The following is a 19,337-nucleotide window of genomic DNA, read 5'->3' on the forward strand; positions in this document are numbered from 1 at the left end:
CTCCAGAGTCAGTGCAGATTATACTTTTGGTCCGCACTACAGACAGCCACCCTTATGCCCCAGTTCGCTGCCAATCTCAGTTTTTTATTTGCCGACGTGCCGTTCGGGAAGCGCTTTCAACGGGCGGCAAGCGCCGGTTTTCGCGGCGTCGAATATCTTTTTCCCTACGAGTGGCCGGCGCATGATGTCGCCGAATGGCTCAAGGCAGCCGCTGTCGAGCAGGTGCTGTTCAATCTGCCGCCCGGCGACTGGGCGGCCGGCGAGCGTGGCCTGGCCTGTTTGCCGCACCGCCAGGGCGAATTCGCCGACAGTGTCGAACTGGCGCTCAACTACGCGATGGTTCTCGACTGCGAGCGGGTGCACTGCATGGCCGGGCTTCGTCCCGATGGTGTTGGCGAGGCCGAACTGGAAGCCACGTACATCGCCAACCTGCAATTCGCCGCCGATCGTTTTGCCACTGTCGGCGTGACGGTGATGATTGAGCCAATTAACAGCCGCATCGACATGCCGGGCTACTGGCTGGACGACGTGAACAAGGCGCCGCGCCTGCTCGATGCCATCGGCCGCCCCAACGTCAAATTGCAACTCGACCTCTATCACGCGCAGATCATCCAGGGCGATCTGGCGCGGACCATCGAAGCCAACATCGGGCGCATCGGCCACGTCCAGATCGCCGACAACCCGGGACGCCATGAACCGGGGACCGGCGAAATCAACTATCCGTTCCTGTTCGATCAACTCGACCGGCTCGGCTACGCCGGCTGGGTCGGCTGCGAATACAAGCCGCTGACGACGACCGAAGCGGGTCTCGGCTGGATGACCAAGTGACCCCGCGCGACATCCTGCGCCGCCTGTTCGACGCCGCCATCGCCGCGGCCGATCCGGACTCGTGTGTGCCGCCGCATCTGCCCCCTGACGACGGTGGCCGGCTCATCGTCATTGGCGCCGGCAAGGCCTCGGCCGCCATGGCGCGGGCGGTCGAGCAACATTGGTCGGGGCCGCTCGAAGGAACGGTCGTCACCCGCTACGGCCACGGCGTGCCGTGTGAACGGATCAAGATCATCGAAGCCGCACACCCGGTGCCGGACGCCGCCGGCGAGGCGGCAGCACTTTCCATTTTTGAGCAAATTTCCCGGTTGACCGTGGAAGACCGCGTTCTCGCCCTGATTTCGGGCGGCGGCTCGGCCTTGCTCGCCGCCCCGGCGCCTGGCGTCACGCTGGCCGAAAAGCGGGCGCTCACCTCGGCGCTACTTCGCTCGGGGGCGAGCATCGGCGAAATCAACTGCGTGCGCAAACACCTGTCTGCCATCAAGGGCGGGCGCCTCGCCGCTGCCGCCTGGCCGGCCTCGGTGCTGACCCTGGCCATTTCCGACGTGCCCGGCGACGACCCGGCCGTCATCGCCTCCGGCCCGACCGTCGGCGATCCGACGAGCTGCGCCGATGCGCTCAAGGTCCTCGATTTCTACGCCATCGCCCTCCCGCCCGACCTGCGCCAGCGCCTCGAGTCCGGCGAACTCGAAACGCCCAAGCCAGGCGACCCGCGTCTGGCCAACAGCGAATTCCGCCTGGTCGCCAGCCCGCGCCAGATGCTCGAAGCGGCCGCCGCCGAGGCGCAAAGGCTCGGCATCACGCCGCTCATCCTCGGCGACGCCATCGAAGGCGAGGCACGCGAAGTCGGCAAGGTCCTGGCCGGCATGGCGCGTTCCTGCGGTCAACACGGATTTCCGGCCAAAACGCCCTGCGTTCTGCTTTCCGGTGGCGAAACGACGGTGACCATGCGAGGCAACGGCCGTGGTGGGCGCAACACCGAACTCCTGCTCAGCCTGGCCCTGGCCCTCGATGGTGCGCCGGGCATCCATGCTCTGGCCGCCGACACCGACGGCATTGATGGCAGCGAAGACAATGCCGGCGCCTTCATCGACCCGAGCACGCTGGCCCGGGCCAAGACCGCCGGTCTCGACCTGCGCGCCCGACTGGCCAACAACGATGCGTGGACCTGCTTTTCCCTACTCGGCGACCTGCTGGTCACCGGCCCGACGCGAACCAACGTTAATGATTTTCGGGCCATTCTTATAGGCTAAAATGGCAAATATGGCGCAAAACGGCAATAACGACATTTGCATTGACCTGGCAACGCTGGAACGGCGGCTCCGCCTCTTCCTGCCTCCACACTGCCTGCTGCTCGGTGAAGAGGATCTGCGCCCCTACGAATGCGACGGCCTCACTGCCTACCGCGAACTGCCACTCGCCGTCTGCCTGCCGGAAACCGAGGCCCAGGTCATCGACATCCTGCGTACCTGCCACAGCCTTGGCGTGCCGGTCGTCGCGCGCGGTGCCGGCACGGGGCTGTCCGGCGGCGCCATGCCGCACGCCCACGGCATCGTGCTGTCGCTGGCCCGTTTCAACAAAATCCTGCGCGTCGACCGCGCCGCCCGTCTCGCCGTCGTCCAGCCCGGTGTGCGCAACCTCGCCGTCTCGGAGGCCGCCGCGCCCTTCGGCCTCTATTACGCGCCCGACCCGTCGTCGCAGATCGCCTGCACGCTGGGCGGCAACGTCGCCGAAAACTCGGGCGGCGTGCATTGCCTGAAATACGGATTGACTGTTCATAACGTCCTGCGCATCCGCGTCGTCAGCATCGAAGGCGAGGTCTTCGAGATCGGCTCCGAGGCACCGGATGCCGCCGGCTACGACCTGCTTGCCCTGATGATCGGTTCCGAAGGCATGCTCGGCGTCGTCACCGAAGTCACCGTCAAACTCGTGCCCAAGCCGGAACTGGCCCAGGTCGTCATGGCCTCGTTCGCCGATGTCGCCCGGGCCGGCGATGCCGTCGCCGCGATCATCGCCGCCGGCATCATCCCGGCCGGGCTGGAAATGATGGACAAGGCGGCGACGGCGGCCGTCGAACCCTTCGTCAAGGCGGGCTATGACATGAATGCCGAAGCCATCCTGCTCTGCGAGTCGGACGGCACGCCGGAAGAAGTCGCCGAGGAAATTGCCCGCGTCACCGAGGTTTTGAACGCCGCCGGTGCCAGCGACATTCGCGTTTCGCAGTCCGAAGCCGAACGCCTGCGTTTCTGGGCCGGGCGCAAGGCGGCGTTTCCCGCCGTCGGCCGCATCACGCCGGACTATTACTGCATGGACGGCACCATTCCGCGCAAGCGGCTGGCCGAAATGCTGTCGGCCATCGCCGCCATGGAAACCAAATACGGCCTGCGCTGCGCCAACGTCTTCCACGCCGGCGACGGCAACCTGCACCCGCTGATCATGTACGACGCCTCGAAACCCGGCGACTGGGAACGGGCCGAAGCCTTCGGCGCGGAAATCCTTGAACTCTCGGTCGCCCTGGGCGGTTCGATCACCGGCGAGCACGGCGTCGGCATCGAAAAAATCAACCAGATGTGCGTCCAGTATTCGACGCCCGAAATCGAAGCCTTCCATCGCGTCAAGGCCGCCTTCGACGAAAGCGGCCTGCTCAACCCCGGCAAGGCCGTGCCCAGCCTGCACCGCTGCGCCGAATACGGCCGCATGCACGTCCATCACGGCGACGTGAAATTTCCCGAGCTGGAGCGCTTCTGATGCTGACTGCACATTCGCTTGACGATATCGTCGCCGCCGTCCGCAACGCCGACGCAGGGCGCGCACCGCTACGCATCCGCGGCGCCGGCAGCAAGGACTTCTACGGTGGTCTGCTGGCCGGCGAAGTGCTCGACGTCTCGGCCCATCGCGGCATCGTTGCCTACGAGCCGACCGAGCTGTACATCACGGCAAAATGCGGCACGCCACTCGCCGAAATCGAGGCCACGCTGGCCGAAAAGAGCCAGATGCTGGCCTTCGAACCACCCCATTTCGCTGGCGCCACGGTCGGCGGCTGCGTCGCCGCCGGCCTGTCCGGCCCGCGTCGGCAACAAGCCGGTGCCGTGCGCGACTTCGTGCTCGGCGTCAAGCTGGTCGATGGGACCGGCCAGGTGCTCAATTTCGGCGGCCAGGTCATGAAAAACGTCGCCGGCTACGACGTGTCGCGCCTCATCGCCGGCAGTCTCGGCACGCTCGGCGTCATCGCCGAAGTCACGCTCAAGGTTCTGCCCAAGCCAGTGGCCGAAACGACGCTGGTCTTCGAATGCGATGCAACCGAAGCCATTCGCCGGCTCAACGAATGGGGCGGCCAGCCGTTGCCCATTTCGGCTTCCTTCTGGCACGACGGCCAGCTCTGGTTACGCCTGTCCGGTCCGCGGGCAGCCGTTGAAGCGGCCACAGCAAAGCTCGGCGGGGTTTCCACGGTCAACCCGGAAAAACATTGGAATTCGATACGTGAACAAACGCATCCTGCCTTCGCCGCCAGCCCATTGTGGCGACTCGCCTTGCCATCGACCGCGCCGTGCCCGGGTCTCGACGGCCTGCGCGCCATCGAGTGGGGCGGAGCGCTGCGCTGGTATGCCGGCGAGGTCGATGGCGATCACCAAGCGATCCGCGCCGCCGCGATCCGCCTCGGTGGCCACGCCGTGCTCTACCGCGCGCCGGAATCGTTGCGCTGCCTGGAAGGCGCTTTCGCTACGTTGCCGCCAGCCTTGCTGGCCCTGCATCGTCGCCTGAAAAAAGCCTTCGACCCGCAGGGCATCCTCAACCCCGGTCGGCTGTACGCGGAGTTCTGATGGATACCAATATCACCGCCGAACTGCGCGCCACCCACGCCGGCCAGATTGCCGAGGAAATCCTGCGCAAGTGCGTGCATTGCGGTTTCTGCACGGCAACCTGCCCGACTTATCAGTTGCTCGGCGACGAACTCGACGGCCCGCGCGGCCGTATCTACCTGATCAAGCAGGTGCTCGAAGGTAAGCCAGTCACCGAAAAGACGCGCACCCACCTCGACCGCTGCCTGACCTGCCGCTCATGCGAAACGACCTGTCCGTCGGGCGTCAAATACAGCCATCTGCTCGATGTCGGGCGCGCCGTGGTCGAGGCAAAACTGCCGCGCCGTTTCGCCGACCGCGTGACACGCGCGCTGTTGAGAACCGTATTGCCCAACCCCGCGCTGTTTGGCCCGGCAGTCGCCCTTGGCCGCGCCGTCCGGCCCTTGTTGCCAACAAGCCTGGCCGACAAGCTGCCGCCTGCCCAGCCGGCCGGTGCGCCGTGGCCGAAGAAAGCAGGGCACGCGCGTCGCATGCTGGCGCTGGCCGGATGCGTCCAGCCCGCGCTGGCCCCCAACATCAACGCCGCCACGGCGCGCGTTTTCGCCAAGCTGGGGATCGAATTGTTTGAAGAAGCCAAGGCCGGTTGCTGCGGCGCCGTCCGCTTCCATCTGAATGACCACGAAACGGCCAAGAACGACATGCGGCGCAACATCGACGCGTGGTGGCCGCACATCGAAGCCGGCATCGAAGCCATCGTCGTCACGGCCTCCGGCTGTGGCGTACAGGTCCGGGACTACGCTCATATCCTGGCCGATGACACGGTCTACGCCGAAAAAGCGGCAAAAATCAGTGCGCTGTGCCGCGATCCTTCGGAAATTCTGGCGGGTGAAAAAGCCGCGTTGCTGCCCTTTTTGGCGCGCCATCCGGAAAAGCGCGGCAAGCTGGCCTTCCATTCGCCGTGCACCCTGCAGCACGGCTTGCAGATTCGTGGCAGCATCGAGGTCTTGCTGCAAGCGGCCGGCTACGAACTTACACTGGTCGCCGACAGCCATCTATGCTGCGGTTCAGCCGGCACCTATTCGGTCCTGCAGCCCGACCTGGCCAACAAACTGCGCGCCAACAAGCTGGCCGCCCTCAATGCCGGTGGCCCGGCGCTGGCGGCGACGGCCAATATCGGCTGCCTGACCCACCTGCAGGCCGGCAGTACGCTGCCCGTGCGGCACTGGATTGAATTGATTGATGAGGCAATGGCATGAGCCAGGACGTACCATCCGTATTTGAAATCACCCAGTCGCTCGGCGCCGAAGATGCCGCCCGGATCAAACGCCTGCTTGAGAACGGCGTCAAGATTCCCGCCCAGCCGCGGGTGCTCGAAGAGCTGCGCCAGCTAATCAACCGCAGCGAACTCGACGTCCGGCTGCTGGCCCGCGTCATCAACAAGGATCCGGGGCTGACGGCGATGCTTTTCAAGGTCGTCGGCAATTCGGCCTACCGGCAGCACCAGCCATTCGATTCAGTCGAAGCCGTCCTGCATGCCGTCGGGGTTCGCCAGACTTTTAATCTGGTCCAGGCCATTGCCCTGTCCGGAGCTGGCGAGATCAAGAAAAATCGGCGCGTTTACGAGGCCTACTGGGCCCGCTCGCATGCCGTTGGCCAACTGGCCATGCTGATTGCCGACGAGCGGGTTGCCGTCTGCAATATTTTTCCCGATCAGGCTTACCTGGCTGGAATTTTTCATGATTGTGGCGTCCCGCTGCTCATGCAGCGCTTTCCGACCTACTGCGCCGAGATGAAACTCGGTGCGCCGGGCATCTGGATCGACCTGGCCGAAGAGGACCGGAAGTTCAATGCCGATCATTGCGTCGTTGGCTACCTGATTGCCCGCCACTGGCACTTGCCGGAGTTCATCTGCGATGCCATCCGTTTTCACCACGCCATCGGCGAACTGGGGCAGCACGACGCGCGCAGCATGGTGGCTATCGTCCAGCTCGCCGTTGATATCTATTATCGTGATCAGCGCATTGCCAGCCCGGAATGGGAGCGAGTGAAGAGCGATGTGCTGCCCGAGCTGGGGCTCAACGAGGAGGCCTTGCCCGAGTTTGTCGATATCGTTCTTGAACGATTCGGTTGCGCCACAGAGGCCTGAATGTCCGCAGTAAAAGCAAGACTGGACACAGTGTTAATAGTCGCACAACCCTTCCGTGATAAGCTTCCTCGCAAAAAGGGGATTGGATGTCCATAGCACTCGACGCCTGCGCGGCGCAGCACCAAGGGGATCGCAAGGAACAACAAGATCGCGTGGCGATCCTTCCGCACGCGCGGAAACGTGGCGTCGCCCTGGCTGTCGTCGCCGACGGCATGGGCGGCCACACCGGCGGCGCGCTCGCCGCCGAGCAGGTTGTGCATACGGCCAAAACAAATCTCGAGCAGTTTTCAGCGGTTGATGAGAGTCCCCAGCGCATGCTCGAAAATGCCATGCGCGAAGCGCACACGATGATCAAGGCATCGCGTTTCATGAATGAAATGGACCCTCACAGCACTGCCGTGATGCTGCTCCTGCAACCGGGAAAAATCACCTGGGGACACTGCGGAGACAGCCGGATCTATCATTTTCGCGGCAACAAGCCGGTTGACCGTTCGGTCGATCACTCCTACGTCGAGTACCTCCTGTCAACCGGGAAAATCACTGCCGAGCAGGCGCTGACCCATCCCAATCGTAATGTGCTTCTGGCCTCGCTCGGCGGCCAGGACGAACCGAAAATAACCCTTTCGGAAACCGTCGATCTTGTTGCCGGCGATGCCTTCGTGCTTTGTTCGGATGGTCTCTGGGGCTATTTCGACGACGAAGAACTCGGCACGCTGGTCGCCCAGAATTCAGCTCGGCAAGCCTGCGAAATTCTGATCGACATGGCCCGAAGGAGGGCCAAGGGTGGTGGCGACAATCTGTCGCTGGCGATCATCAAGCTGGTTGAGGCGTTGCCGGCCAAGGGGGCGGTGGCGCGGGCCTGAATTTACGCGTTGTGCCGTTGTGCATGTGCGAAATGGGGCTTTCCCCGGTTAATTGGCTTGGGTTTCCGCCTTGCTGGCGGGCATACTTTTTCTTGCTTCGCCAAGAAAAAGTAGCCAAAAAGGAAGGCGACCCCAGGGGCGGCGCCCTTCGGGTTCCTTGCGCTACTCGGCAGGCCGGGCGGCTTGCCAGAACTCGCCTTCGGCTCAAACATGGCAAGCCGAAGGCCCCCGGCCCGCCTGCGTTGCTCAGCGCCTCTCATGGGGACCCCAAAGGCGTCCACGTTCAAGCGTTTTGCCCCAAAAAACAGATTCCCACGGTCAACCGGGAAAAAAGCCTAAAAATGAAATCTGCCATTCAGGCACCCAAGCTCAAGCCCGGATTGTTTTACCGGGCCCCTTGAGAGGTGCCGAGCAACGCAGGAAGGCCGGGGGCAGTCGGCGAGGACTGTTTGAGGGGCGCCGCCCCGAGTTCCGCAGCCGCTCGGCTTTCCGAGTAGCGCAGGGAACCGGCGCAGCCGGCACCGACCCAGGGTCGCCTTCTTCTTTGGCTACTTTCTTCTTGGCGAAGCAAGAAGAAAGTATGCCCGCCAGCAAGGCGGAAACCCAAGCCAATTCAACTGGAAGTCGCCAAAAAGGGCGAAGTTTTGCTCGAAAAGGGCAGGCCCCTACTTGCGCCCAAGCCCACCCAACAGCGCCGCAACAACCCGCTTCGGCTTGTGCGGATCGACCTTGGCTGCAGCCGTGGCGGAATCCGGCACATCGCCGCGTGGCGAATTGTCTTCGTAGGGCTTGCTGAAGTCGAAACCGTCGGCGGCGATCATCGGGTTGCGGCGCGGCGGACGGCGGTCCTGGCGATCGCTCCGTTCCCGCTCGGGGCGCGGTGAGCGCTCACCGCGCTCGGGACGTTCGCCTCGTTCCGGACGCTGGGCGACCGGGGCGATGACCGGGGCGCTGCGTTTTTTCTTGTTGCCCAGGGGGTATTCGTATTCCGGTTCCGGTTCGAAACCGGCGACTTCGACCTGTTCGATCGGTCGCTTGATGAGCTTTTCGATATCGACCAGATAGACGACTTCGCGGGCGCTGACCAGTGAAATGGCGTTGCCGGTCTTGCCGGCCCGGCCGGTGCGGCCGATGCGGTGCACGTAGTCTTCCGGGGTGTGCGGCAGTTCGTAGTTGATGACGTAGGGCAGGTCATCAACGTCGAGGCCGCGCGCCGCGACGTCGGTGGCGATGAGGGCGTCGGTTTCGCCGCCCTTGAAGGCTTCGAGCGCCTTGATGCGTTCGAGCTGGCTCTTGTCGCCATGAATGGCATCGGCCTTGATGCCGGCGCGTTGTAGTTCGCGGGTCAGGCGCGAGCAGCCTTGCTTGGTGCGACAGAAGACGATGCACTGGCGAATTTCGCCGGACTTGAGCAACTTGGTCAGCAGGCCGCGCTTGCCGTATTCGGAAACCGGATGGACGCGGTGCGTGATGGTGTCGGAGACCTGATTGCGGCGAGCCACCTCGATCAGGATCGGCGACTTGAGCATGGTGTCGGCCAGCTTCTTGATCTCGTCCGAGAAGGTGGCCGAGAACAGCAGGCTCTGGCGCTGGGCCGGCAGCATGTTGAGGATGCGCGTGACGTCCGGGACGAAACCCATGTCAAGCATGCGGTCAGCTTCGTCGAGGACCAGGGCCTGGACGGAATTGAAGCTGACACTCTTGTTTTCGACGTGATCGAGCAGGCGGCCTGGGGTGGCGACGAGGATTTCGACGCCTTTTTTGAGTTCGGCAATCTGCGGCCGGATATCGACGCCGCCGAAAGCGCACATGGAGCGGATCGGCGTGTGCTTGCTGTAGGTTTTGACCGACTCGTAGACCTGCATGGCCAGTTCGCGGGTTGGCGCGAGGATCAGGGCGCGGACCGGGTGCTTGGCCGGCGACGGGCTGCTGCTGGCAAAGGGCAGGATGCGCTGCAGGATGGGCAGCGTGAAGGCGGCAGTCTTGCCGGTGCCGGTCTGGGCGCCGCCCATGATGTCCTTGCCGCTGATGACGAGCGGGATGGCCTGGGCCTGGATCGGTGTCGGCTTGGTGTAGCCCTCGTCAAGCACGGCGCGCAGGAGTTCGGGCGCCAGGCCGAGGTCGGCAAAGGTGATTTCGGGCACTGCGTCGGCAGCGATGATGATGGCGTTGTCGCCAGCTAAGGTATTGATTTCAGACATGGGGCAGGATTATACGCCTACCAGCCCTTTAGCACCCGGAAGCTTGAGGCCCGGCCGGAAAACGGTCAGGACCAGACGCGGTGGTGATCAAAGATCGGCAATCAACTCTTCGAGGCGCTGACGGCTGATGGGTTTGACCAGCACATCGTCGAAACCTTCGGCGAGAAGGCGCTCCCGGTCCTCAGGGAAGGCGTGGGCGGTGTAGGCTACGATGTACAAGGGCGGGCTTGCGTCTGCCGCCCGTAGTTGGGCGCAGGTGTCTTCGCCGGAAAGACCGGGCATGCTGATGTCGAGCAGGACGAGCCTGAATCGATGGTTGGCGGCCAGCGTCAGTGCCGCACTGCCGCTCTCCGCTTCCATGACCATCCAGCCGAGCTTCTTGAGTATGGCCGAGGCGAGCAGGCGGTTGGTGGGGTGGTCGTCTACGACCAGTGCGTTACGTTGTTCCGTCATGACTGATATCCAGTGGCAGGTAAACCGTGAAAGTTGATCCGACGCCGACTTCAGATTCCAGCGTGACCTTCCCGCCCATATGTTCTGCCAATTGCCGGACGAGCGCCAGCCCTAGTCCGGTTCCCCCGTGTTCGCGGGTCAGGAAGTTTTCCAGTTGCTTGAACTTCTCGAAAATCGTTTCGCGGCTTTCCAGCGGGATGCCGGGGCCCGTATCGCGAACGGCAAAGGCAACTGCATGGCCGACACGGCTGATACTGAAGCTGATCCGGCCGCTATCAGTGAATTTGACAGCATTGCTCAGCAAGTTGTTCAGGATCTGACGCAGGCGGGTCGGGTCGGTGGTGATTTCGGCGGGCAGATCGTCAGTGAGTTGGAGTTCGAACTGCAAGCCTTTTGCCTCAGCGCTTACCTGATGGCCGGCAGCACTTTCGCTAATGACGTCGGCGAGGGAAATGGCTACCTTGTTGAAACGCATTTCACCCGATTCAATCTTGGCGAGGTCGAGAATTTCATTGACCAGATTGAGCAGATGGCCGCCGCTCTGTTCGATGATTTCGACATAGCCTTGTTGTTCGGGGTTTTCCAGTTCGCCTTTGAGCAACTCGGCAAAGCCGAGGATGCCGTTGAGCGGGGTGCGCAGTTCGTGCGACATGGTGGCCAGGAAAGCCGATTTTTGCCGGCTGGCTTCCTCGGCTTTCTCCCGCGCCTCTTCGAGTCGATTGAAGGATTCTTCGACCGAATCGGCCATCCGGTTGAAGGAGCGGGAAAGTTCGCCCATTTCGTCGGAGGAGCCAGCGTCCAGGCGGCGTTTCAGGTCGCCTTCCTGGAAGGCGTGGATGCCCGAGATCATCGCCGTAATGCGTCGGGTCAGGAGCCCGGCCATCCAGATGGCAATGCCGATGACGACGGCTACCATGAGCAGGGTCGAGGTCCACAGGCCGATACCGGTCGAGGTCAGGCTCTCGGCGATATGGTCGAGCAGTTCGCCGCGCTGGATGGTCAGGCTGGCATCCTTTTCTTCGACAAGTCGGTTGATCCGGCCTGCCGTATCGGTCGCTGCCTTGTGGAAATCATCAACATTGGCGCCGATGGTGACAAGGCCGAACCCCTGTGGCGATTTGCCGTACTGGCCGGTGTAATAGGGGATGGCGGCGGCGGTGGTCAGTTTCCACAGACCGGAGAAAAAGATGACGAAGGAGCCCGAACCGCCATGTTCGGTCAGCGCATTCCAGCCGTCGCATTGCGGCGAGAAGTTCAGGTAGCGGCAGTCGAGGCCGACCGTCCCGGCCTTGATCAGCTCCTTGGCCGGTTTGAGTTTCAGGTTCTGGTTGCGGAATGAGGGAACGCCGGTCAGGAACTCATGGGAAGGCTTGCCGCTCGCCTGCCATTCGGCGTACAACTCGGCATCCATCCAGGGCGTGGCCGGCAGGCCGGTCTGCGGGTCGTAGCCGACGATGAAATAGTCACGCGGGTGGGAAATCGAGCGGCTCTTGTAATCCCAGATGAAGGCGTAGTTGCCCTTGATGGCGTCGGCGATCGGCGTGTAGCGCTCGTCGGTTGGCATCAGGCGGTCGGAGAACTGGCGGATGTGGTCGTGATCGAGAGCGAGCGTGACGTAGCCGACGGTCCGGCCGCCCCTGACCACCGGCATGGCCCAGCGGACAATGCCGCGGAAGCGCTTGCCGACAGGGTTTTCGGTGCCGGCATAGGCCGACTCTTCAGGCGTGAACGGTTTCCCGGCTTTTTCCAGAGCGGCCGGCAGGTAGGGGCCGATGGCCTGCGTCGGAACGTAGGCGCCGATGACGTCGGAAACGTAGATTTCACCAGCCTTCAGTTTTTTCAGTTCAGCAAAATAGGTTTCCGCCTTGACGAAGGTATTGCTACGGTCGACGACGTTCTTGAGGCTTTTTTCGGTCAGTTTGCCGGTGGTGACCTTGATCTTCTCGTTGCCGTCGAGATCGACAAAGGTCATTTCGACGAATAGCGGACGTTGCTCAGCCTCGCCAAAATATTCCGCCGGGCGGGTGTGGAAATCCCTGGCGTTGTCGGCCAGTACCGGGCGGGTGACCTTGGCTTCGCGGACGACCGGGGTTTCGGGTACCCACGATTGGCCATCGTCGGCCAGCTTCCATGGCCCATGTTGATAGATCGGCCGGCTCCGTTCGCTCAGGAAACGGCGGAATGCCGCCTCGGAGGGTTCCAGTCCGGAGGCCTGCCGGATGTCGCTGTCGCGGTCATGCAGGAAAGTGGCGATTTCCTTGGCGGCGTCGGTGGTCAGCGCCTCAATGGCCTCGCGCGAGCGCTGGTCGAGGGCGCGAATGGAGTCGTCGGTAACGGTCTTGCCGACTGTTTTGATCGTCGACAGCATGGCGTCGGCCATGCTGCCCGCCTTGATTGAAACGTCTTCGCCAAGCTGAGAGGTGGCATACCAGGCAAATCCAGCCAGCAAGAGGAGCGGAACAACCTTGATCAGGACAAAGATGCCGATCAGCTTGCCGCGAATTCCGCCCAGAAATGCTGGTAATTTCATGTTGCCTGCCTTCCGGTCGTGTTCGACGAGGATGTGCTTGCCAGACCTAGTGTTTCTCGGCCTTTGGCTCGGATTCTGCCTTGGCTTCGGTCTTTGCTTCTGTTTTTGACTCGGCCTTCGTTTCGCTTTCGCTGGCCGCCTCCTGGGCTTTCTTCTTTTTCTTGCTTCCCGGGCCTTCCGGCGGAGGCAGTTGCGGCGCTATCGTTTCCAGCTTGTTCTCGCGCATGTATTCGTCCATCTCGCGCCAGCCGGTGTAGATGCCGGCCTTGGGCAACCAGCTGTAGATCGAATAGCAGTCCTCGATGGCGCGACCGGACTGGCGGCAGGCGCTGCCGACGGCTTTGGCTTCCTGCTCGGCCTTGGCTTCTTTTTTGGCCGGATCTTCGAGACCGAGCTTCTGGCTGACCTGGTCGCAGGCGCTGAGTCCGAGAACGGCGACAATAAGAAAAATTCGCTTGATCATGCGGCGGATTTTCGCATATCTGCGAAAAGTGTGGGGCGTGTGTCGTGGCGCACGGCTTTATAATTTAGGTCTTTAAGAATTGCTGGAGTATTCATGTCGTATTGTATTCGTCCCCTGACCATCGCCGCCACGCTGGCCCTGGCTTCTTCTGTTGCCCAGGCCAAACCGGCCAAGCCTGCAGCCAAACCGGTCGCTGCGCCGACGGTTTCCGCCGAGTTCGAACTGGCTCACAATCTTGGTGTGGCTGGCGAGGAACGTTTGCAGGCGATTGTCGATCGCTTCAACAAGGAGTCGGGCAGCACGATGAAGCTGGTGCGTCTGGAAAAGGGCGACAAGCCGGCGGTGCTCAATCTGATGCGCCGCTATGACATGAGCGATGTTCTCAGCCAGCCAAAGGCCTTTGTGCCCCTGCATGCCATGATGGCCAAGGCTGGCCAGCCGTTGAAGTTCGGCGAGTTGTCGGGTGACCTCAAGGCCGGCGTGGTCGATGCCAAGGGCAAAGTGGTTGCCTTGCCGGTGCTTTATTCCACCCCGGTGCTGTTCTACAACAAGAACGCTTTCCGCAAGGCCAAGCTGAATCCGGACCAGCCGCCGAAGACCTGGTTTGAAATGCAGGGCATGCTCGACAAGCTGCAGGATGCCGGCTACGCCTGCCCCTACACTTCGTCGTGGCCGGTCTGGGTGCATGTCGATAACGTCAGTGCGGTCTCTGGTGTGCCGGCAGCTACCGACAAGGGGCAGCTGACTTTCAACGGCCTGCCGCAGGTCAAGCACCTAGCGATGATGGCGACGTGGAGCAAGGCCAATTATTTCAAGTTGTTTGGTCGGCGCAATGAAGCCAGCGCCAAGTTCCACGAAGGCGAGTGCGCGATGATCACGACCGATTCGCGTGAACATGTCGATTTCCGTGATGCCAAGGGTGTCGAGCTCGGTGTCGCGCCGTTGCCGTATCACGACGATGTCTATGGCGGTCGCCAGTCGTCGCTGGCCGACGGAGCTTCGCTGTGGGTTGGCGCCGGTCGGACGCCGGTGCAGTACAAGCAGGCTGCCAAATTTGTCAGCTTCATGCTGTCGCCGGAAATGCAGATTGAAATGGTCCGTGTCTACGGTGGCCTGCCGATGACCTCGGCTGCCCGCGCCGCAGCGCGCAGCAAGTTGCTGCAGGATGGCGACAAGACGCTGGAAATCGCTTACGCCTCGCTCAACGGCAATGGCAGCAAGCCGGCCGTGCGTGTCGCCAATATCGATGCGGTGCGCATCATCACCAACGAAGAGATGGAAGCCGTGTGGGATGACAAGAAGCCGGCCAAGGCGGCACTCGATACCTCGGTCAGCCGGGGCAATTCGCTGCTTGGCGCCAAACCGCTGTTGAAGAAGTCGCAACCCTTCTGATGGGTTTTCCGCTGCCGCGCTGGTTTGCCCATCGCGGTGGCGGCGCGCTGGCCCCGGAGAATACGCTGGCCGGTATCCGGCTGGCGGCGCGCCTGGGGTTCTCGGCTGTCGAGTTTGATGTCATGTTGTCCGGCGATGGCACGCCCGTGCTCATTCACGACGAAACGCTGGAGCGGACGACGAACGGCCGGGGGGCGGTCAGCGAGACGCCCGATGCGCAGCTCTTTGCGCTCGATGCCGGCGATGGCGAGCGCGTCCCCCGCTATGCCGATGCGGTTGCTGCCTGCCGTGACTATGGCCTGCTGGCCAATGTTGAAATCAAGCCGGCGGCAGGATTCGAACGCCAGACGGCGGAAACGGTGGCGCGCCTGAGTGCCGGGCTTTGGCAAGGAGCCTGGGTGCAGCCGTTATTCTCTTCGTTTTCGCTGGAGGCGCTGGAAATTGCCCGCGATCTGGCGCCGCAGATTCCGCGTGGCGTGCTCTTCGAGCAAGTGCCGGCTGACTGGCTGGAAACGGTGCGCCGACTGCAGGCCGTCACCCTGCATTGTGCAGCCAGGCATTTGAGTGACGATGTGCTGGCCGAAGCACAGGCCAATGGCATTCCGGTGCTGTGTTACACGGTCAACACGGAAAACGCCGCAAAATCCCTGCTCGAGCGCGGCGTCAGTGCGCTCTTTACCGATCGTCTGGACCTGTTTGTGGCAGAAACAAGTGCTTACAAAGGCTTGCATTTGGGCGGCTGATTTTTACCCCGTTTTACCTTCTAATGGCGTTCAGGGAGTTCGCCCTAACTACCAGGAGAAATAACATGAAAATCGTCAAGACCATCGCTGTCCTTTCCCTTGTTCTGCCGGCCCTTGCCTTTGCCCAGGCGAACACGCCGCGTGTCGATCAGCGTCAGGCCAATCAGGAGCGGCGCATCGATCAGGGCGTCGCTTCCGGCAGCCTGACCGAGCGCGAAGCCAATCGCATGGAGCGTGGCCAGCAGCATGTCGATAACATGGAAAATCGCGCCAAGTCCGACGGAGTTGTGACGCGTGGCGAGCGCGCCCGCCTGCATCAAGCGCAGGAAGTCCAGAGCCGCCGCATCTACGCCCAGAAACACGACCGTCAGCACGACTACAACCACAACGGTCGCGTCGACCGTCCGCGGCGCCGCTAAGCCGTTTTCGCCTCTCCGAGAACCCGCCGGCCGGCGGGTTTTTCATTTCCACGGTCAACCGGAAAAAACGGCCAAAATTGAAACCCGTTTTGAAACCTGTTTCGGGGGCTCAAGTTCCGGCCGCACCTGCGTTAAAATCACGGATTCCGAATTCAACGCCATTTAGGGCCGACAGCTTATGAAAAGCGCCGAAATCCGCCAGCAGTTCCTCGACTTCTTCGCCTCCAAGGGCCACCAGATTGTTTCCTCCAGTTCGCTGGTGCCGCATGAGGACCCGACCCTGTTGTTCACCAACGCCGGGATGAACCAGTTCAAGGACGTCTTCCTCGGTTTCGACAAGCGCCCCTACACGCGTGCGACCACTTCGCAGAAATGCGTGCGCGCCGGCGGCAAGCACAACGACCTCGAGAACGTCGGCTACACGGCGCGTCACCACACCTTCTTCGAAATGCTCGGCAATTTCAGCTTCGGTGATTATTTCAAGCGCGATGCCATCAAGTACGCCTGGGAACTGCTGACCGAGGTTTACAAGCTGCCCAAGGACAAGCTGACCGTCACGGTTTACGCTGAGGACGACGAAGCCTACGACATCTGGACCAGGGAAATCGGCGTCCCGGTCGAGCGCGTCATTCGCATCGGCGACAACAAGGGTGCCCGTTATGCCTCCGACAATTTCTGGATGATGGGCGATACCGGCCCCTGCGGCCCATGCACCGAAATTTTCTACGACCACGGCGAAAAGCACTGGGGCGGCCCCCCGGGATCGCCGGACGAAGACGGCGACCGTTTCATCGAAATCTGGAACAACGTCTTCATGCAGTTCAACCGCGATGAGGCCGGCGTCATGCATCCGCTGCCCAAGCCTTCGGTCGATACCGGCATGGGCCTCGAGCGCGTCTCCGCCGTGCTGCAGGGCGTGCATGCCAACTACGAGATCGACCTGTTCCAGGCGCTGCTCAAGGCAGCTGCCCGCGAAACCTCGGCCGCCGACATGGATTCGCCGTCGTTGAAAGTGCTGGCCGACCACATCCGCGCCTGCTCCTTCCTGCTCGCCGATGGCGTTATCCCCGGCAATGAAGGCCGCGGCTACGTCCTGCGCCGCATTATCCGCCGCGCCATCCGCCACGGCTACAAGCTGGGTGCCCGCGCCGCCTTTTTCCACAAGATGGTGCCGGATCTGGTTGCCGAAATGGGTATGGCTTACCCCGAGCTGGGCCAGAACCAGTTCAAGATCATCGCCACGCTCAAGCAGGAAGAAGACCGCTTCTTCGAAACCATCGAGCACGGCATGGCCATCCTCGAAGGTGAGCTCAAGGCGCTCGGCGAAGGTGGCGTCTTCAACGGCGACACCGCCTTCAAGCTGCACGACACCTACGGCTTCCCGCTCGACCTGACGCAGGACATCTGCCGCGAGCACAAGATCACTGTCGATGCGGCCGCCTTTGATGCGGCCATGGCCCGCCAGAAGGAACAGGCGCGCGCCGCCGGCAAGTTCAAGATGGCGACCAACCTCGAATACGACGGTCCGGCCACGACTTTCCACGGCTATTCGGCACTGGAATACAAGGCCAATGTGCTCGCCCTGTACAAGGACGGTGCTGCGGTCAACCAGCTCAATGAAGGCGAAATGGGCGTCGTTGTCCTCGATGACACGCCGTTCTACGCCGAATCCGGCGGCCAGGTCGGCGACTGCGGCGCATTGCAGTCGGTGCATGGCATCTTCGCCGTCGAAGACACGCAGAAAATCCAGGCCTCCGTTTTCGGCCACCACGGCGTCGTCAAGACCGGCACCATCTCGGTCGGCAACGGTGTGGCCGCCAAGGTCGACGTGCTGGCCCGCCAGCGCATCATGCGCAACCACTCGGCGACCCACCTGCTGCACAAGGCGCTGCGCGAAGTGCTCGGCGACCACGTTCAACAAAAGGGTTCGCAGGTCGATCCGGACAAGACCCGTTTCGACTTCGTGCATAACCAGCCGATGACCGACGAGGAAATCCGCAAGGTCGAAAACATCGTCAATGCCGAGATCCTTGCCAATGTGGCCACCGAAACCCGCGTCCTGCCCATCGCCGAAGCCCAGAAGCTCGGCGCCATGATGCTTTTCGGCGAAAAATACGGCGACGACGTGCGCGTCCTCGACATCGGCTCGTCGCGCGAACTGTGCGGTGGCACCCATGTTTCGCGCACCGGCGACATCGGCTTGTTCAGCATCACGGCCGAAGGTGGCGTGGCGGCGGGCGTGCGCCGTGTCGAAGCGGTCACCGGTGACAACGCGCTGGCCTACATGCAGGACATGGAAAGTGCGCTTGGCGGCGTCGCCGGCACGCTCAAGGTGTTGCCCAAGGACGTTCATGGCCGCGTGCTGGCCGTCCTTGATCAGGTCAAGAAGCTCGAACGCGAACTGGCGGCCCTCAAGGGCAAACTGGCCTCGGCGCAGGGCGACGACATGCTGGCCAACGCAGTCGACGTCAAGGGCGCCAAGGTTCTGGCCGCAACGCTCGAAGGCGCCGACGTCAACACGCTGCGTGAAACCATGGACAAGCTGCGCGACAAGCTGAAATCGGCCGCTATCGTGCTGGCTTCGGTCATCGATGGCAAGGTGACGCTGATTGCTGGCGTGACGGCCGACCTGACCGGCAAGGTCAAGGCCGGCGAGCTGGTTAACATGGTCGCCCAGCAGGTCGGCGGCAAGGGCGGCGGTCGTCCGGACATGGCGCAGGCCGGCGGCACACAGCCGGAAAACCTGCCGGCTGCGCTGGCTTCGGTGCCGGCCTGGGTTGAGGGCAAGCTGTGAAAGCGGCGTTTGTGCTGATGCTGGTTCTGGCGGCGGGGCAGGGCTTCGCCACCGAGCTTGATCGCACGCCGCTTGAGGCGGCTACGGTCGACGGGAAAAAGGTGCGTCTTTTCCCCAATGGTCGTTGGGAATACGTCGATGCTGCGATGGCGGCCGAGGCAAAGAAAGTAGCCGCTGAGTATCCCGAAAACAAGGCCCGCCCGGCCGAAGCGCAGGGTGGCGTTTTTGGCATCGGCCGGACGGTTATGCCCGGCGACAAGGATTACAACCGCGGCTCGCTCAACCCCAAATTGCGCTGATCAACGCAAGCGTTGGTCGGGAGGTACTTCGCGGATGAATTCGCCCTCGATTACCTGATCGCTGCGCATGGGTTGCTCGCCACCCATCTGCTGGGCTGCTTCGCGCATTTGCTGCATCTGCTTGCGCATGGCCCTCGTTTTCCACCACAGCCAGCCACCCAGCGCCACGCCGAGAACGGCAACGACCGCCAGGGCAACCAGCGAAAACATGAAAGCCAGCACCATGAAGGCCGCGCTCAGGACAAAGGCCGCCAGCTTGGCCAGGGGGCCGGGCGGGGTGCCTGGGCGAAACTGAGGGTTCTGCCGGGTGCTGTCCATGGTCTCGCTCACGTCGTGAAAATGGGAAGATTGTAGACGAGTGCCTGTCCCGTTTTGTGCGGGAGCTGTCGCCTTTTTGTAACGGCGG

General features: G+C 62.5%; 17 protein-coding genes. 12 read left to right on the top strand and 5 right to left on the bottom strand.

Going from position 1 to position 19,337, the window contains the following annotated elements; translation table 11 throughout:
• Positions 1 to 54: 54 nt before the first annotated feature.
• From hyi to AC07TV_RS04905, 7 genes are all read left to right on the top strand, one after another.
• Entirely contained in the window at positions 55 to 828 is a 774-nt protein-coding gene (gene hyi, locus AC07TV_RS04875; RefSeq protein ID WP_494647273.1) for a hydroxypyruvate isomerase, read from the top strand.
• Positions 825 to 2,081 carry a glycerate kinase type-2 family protein gene (locus AC07TV_RS04880; protein ID WP_494647274.1) on the top strand — a complete coding sequence of 419 codons (1,257 nt, stop codon included), beginning with the start codon at positions 825 to 827 and terminating at the stop codon, positions 2,079 to 2,081. The genes hyi and AC07TV_RS04880 overlap by 4 nt, the downstream gene beginning before the upstream one ends.
• A gap of 10 nt (positions 2,082 to 2,091) precedes the next feature.
• On the top strand, positions 2,092 to 3,576 hold the full coding sequence (locus AC07TV_RS04885) for an FAD-linked oxidase C-terminal domain-containing protein (RefSeq protein WP_494647275.1): 1,485 nt from the start codon (positions 2,092 to 2,094) through the stop codon (positions 3,574 to 3,576).
• Positions 3,576 to 4,649 (top strand): glycolate oxidase subunit GlcE, encoded by a 1,074-nt coding sequence (glcE, locus tag AC07TV_RS04890; RefSeq protein ID WP_494647276.1) that lies wholly within the window; start codon positions 3,576 to 3,578, stop codon positions 4,647 to 4,649. Before AC07TV_RS04885 ends, glcE begins: the two co-directional genes overlap by 1 nt.
• Positions 4,649 to 5,884, top strand: coding sequence for a glycolate oxidase subunit GlcF (gene glcF, locus AC07TV_RS04895; protein WP_494647277.1), 1,236 nt, complete (start codon positions 4,649 to 4,651; stop codon positions 5,882 to 5,884). Before glcE ends, glcF begins: the two co-directional genes overlap by 1 nt.
• Positions 5,881 to 6,774: an HDOD domain-containing protein gene (locus AC07TV_RS04900; RefSeq protein WP_494647278.1), complete on the top strand. Its 894-nt coding sequence runs from the start codon at positions 5,881 to 5,883 to the stop codon at positions 6,772 to 6,774. The genes glcF and AC07TV_RS04900 overlap by 4 nt, the downstream gene beginning before the upstream one ends.
• A gap of 86 nt (positions 6,775 to 6,860) precedes the next feature.
• Positions 6,861 to 7,637 carry a PP2C family protein-serine/threonine phosphatase gene (locus AC07TV_RS04905; protein WP_494647279.1) on the top strand — a complete coding sequence of 259 codons (777 nt, stop codon included), beginning with the start codon at positions 6,861 to 6,863 and terminating at the stop codon, positions 7,635 to 7,637.
• A gap of 665 nt (positions 7,638 to 8,302) precedes the next feature.
• Here AC07TV_RS04905 and AC07TV_RS04910 read toward each other — a convergent pair.
• From AC07TV_RS04910 to AC07TV_RS04925, 4 genes are all read right to left on the bottom strand, one after another.
• Positions 8,303 to 9,772 (bottom strand): DEAD/DEAH box helicase, encoded by a 1,470-nt coding sequence (locus AC07TV_RS04910; protein ID WP_494647381.1) that lies wholly within the window; start codon positions 9,770 to 9,772, stop codon positions 8,303 to 8,305.
• Positions 9,773 to 9,925: 153 nt separating this feature from the next.
• On the bottom strand, positions 9,926 to 10,291 hold the full coding sequence (locus AC07TV_RS04915; protein WP_494647280.1) for a response regulator: 366 nt from the start codon (positions 10,289 to 10,291) through the stop codon (positions 9,926 to 9,928).
• A complete protein-coding gene (locus AC07TV_RS04920) occupies positions 10,275 to 12,821 on the bottom strand; it encodes a sensor histidine kinase (protein ID WP_494647281.1) in 2,547 nt (848 codons plus the stop codon). Before AC07TV_RS04920 ends, AC07TV_RS04915 begins: the two co-directional genes overlap by 17 nt.
• Before the next feature lie 46 nt (positions 12,822 to 12,867).
• Entirely contained in the window at positions 12,868 to 13,284 is a 417-nt protein-coding gene (locus AC07TV_RS04925; protein ID WP_494647282.1) for a hypothetical protein, read from the bottom strand.
• A 93-nt stretch (positions 13,285 to 13,377) separates the two neighbouring features.
• On the opposite strand from AC07TV_RS04925, the gene AC07TV_RS04930 reads away from it, so the two are divergent.
• From AC07TV_RS04930 to AC07TV_RS04950, 5 genes are all read left to right on the top strand, one after another.
• Positions 13,378 to 14,676 carry an extracellular solute-binding protein gene (locus AC07TV_RS04930; RefSeq protein WP_494647283.1) on the top strand — a complete coding sequence of 433 codons (1,299 nt, stop codon included), beginning with the start codon at positions 13,378 to 13,380 and terminating at the stop codon, positions 14,674 to 14,676.
• Positions 14,676 to 15,419, top strand: a complete 744-nt coding sequence (gene ugpQ, locus AC07TV_RS04935) for a glycerophosphodiester phosphodiesterase (RefSeq protein ID WP_494647284.1) — start codon at positions 14,676 to 14,678, stop codon at positions 15,417 to 15,419. The genes AC07TV_RS04930 and ugpQ overlap by 1 nt, the downstream gene beginning before the upstream one ends.
• Before the next feature lie 65 nt (positions 15,420 to 15,484).
• A complete protein-coding gene (locus tag AC07TV_RS04940) occupies positions 15,485 to 15,838 on the top strand; it encodes a hypothetical protein (RefSeq protein WP_494647285.1) in 354 nt (117 codons plus the stop codon).
• A gap of 178 nt (positions 15,839 to 16,016) precedes the next feature.
• The gene (alaS, locus tag AC07TV_RS04945; protein WP_494647286.1) at positions 16,017 to 18,632 is read left to right on the top strand and encodes an alanine--tRNA ligase; all 2,616 of its coding nucleotides are present in this window, start codon (positions 16,017 to 16,019) and stop codon (positions 18,630 to 18,632) included.
• Positions 18,629 to 18,931, top strand: coding sequence for a hypothetical protein (locus tag AC07TV_RS04950; RefSeq protein ID WP_494647287.1), 303 nt, complete (start codon positions 18,629 to 18,631; stop codon positions 18,929 to 18,931). The genes alaS and AC07TV_RS04950 overlap by 4 nt, the downstream gene beginning before the upstream one ends.
• Here AC07TV_RS04950 and AC07TV_RS04955 read toward each other — a convergent pair whose 3' ends face one another.
• A complete protein-coding gene (locus AC07TV_RS04955) occupies positions 18,932 to 19,249 on the bottom strand; it encodes a hypothetical protein (protein ID WP_494647288.1) in 318 nt (105 codons plus the stop codon).
• Between the last annotated feature and the right edge of the window lie 88 nt (positions 19,250 to 19,337).

The organism is Azonexus sp. GW821-FHT04F04 (assembly GCF_059420025.1).

Bases quoted from the DNA above. Each gene is read 5' to 3' on its own strand.
- alaS (WP_494647286.1), top strand. From the start codon at position 16,017: ATGAAAAGCGCCGAAATCCGCCAGCAGTTCCTCGACTTCTTCGCCTCC.
- AC07TV_RS04940 (WP_494647285.1), top strand. From the start codon at position 15,485: ATGAAAATCGTCAAGACCATCGCTGTCCTTTCCCTTGTTCTGCCGGCC.
- AC07TV_RS04900 (WP_494647278.1), top strand. From the start codon at position 5,881: ATGAGCCAGGACGTACCATCCGTATTTGAAATCACCCAGTCGCTCGGC.
- AC07TV_RS04925 (WP_494647282.1), bottom strand. From the start codon at position 13,284: ATGATCAAGCGAATTTTTCTTATTGTCGCCGTTCTCGGACTCAGCGCC.
- AC07TV_RS04905 (WP_494647279.1), top strand. From the start codon at position 6,861: ATGTCCATAGCACTCGACGCCTGCGCGGCGCAGCACCAAGGGGATCGC.
- AC07TV_RS04920 (WP_494647281.1), bottom strand. From the start codon at position 12,821: ATGAAATTACCAGCATTTCTGGGCGGAATTCGCGGCAAGCTGATCGGC.
- hyi (WP_494647273.1), top strand. From the start codon at position 55: ATGCCCCAGTTCGCTGCCAATCTCAGTTTTTTATTTGCCGACGTGCCG.
- AC07TV_RS04930 (WP_494647283.1), top strand. From the start codon at position 13,378: ATGTCGTATTGTATTCGTCCCCTGACCATCGCCGCCACGCTGGCCCTG.
- glcE (WP_494647276.1), top strand. From the start codon at position 3,576: ATGCTGACTGCACATTCGCTTGACGATATCGTCGCCGCCGTCCGCAAC.
- AC07TV_RS04955 (WP_494647288.1), bottom strand. From the start codon at position 19,249: ATGGACAGCACCCGGCAGAACCCTCAGTTTCGCCCAGGCACCCCGCCC.
- glcF (WP_494647277.1), top strand. From the start codon at position 4,649: ATGGATACCAATATCACCGCCGAACTGCGCGCCACCCACGCCGGCCAG.
- AC07TV_RS04915 (WP_494647280.1), bottom strand. From the start codon at position 10,291: ATGACGGAACAACGTAACGCACTGGTCGTAGACGACCACCCCACCAAC.
- AC07TV_RS04885 (WP_494647275.1), top strand. From the start codon at position 2,092: ATGGCGCAAAACGGCAATAACGACATTTGCATTGACCTGGCAACGCTG.
- ugpQ (WP_494647284.1), top strand. From the start codon at position 14,676: ATGGGTTTTCCGCTGCCGCGCTGGTTTGCCCATCGCGGTGGCGGCGCG.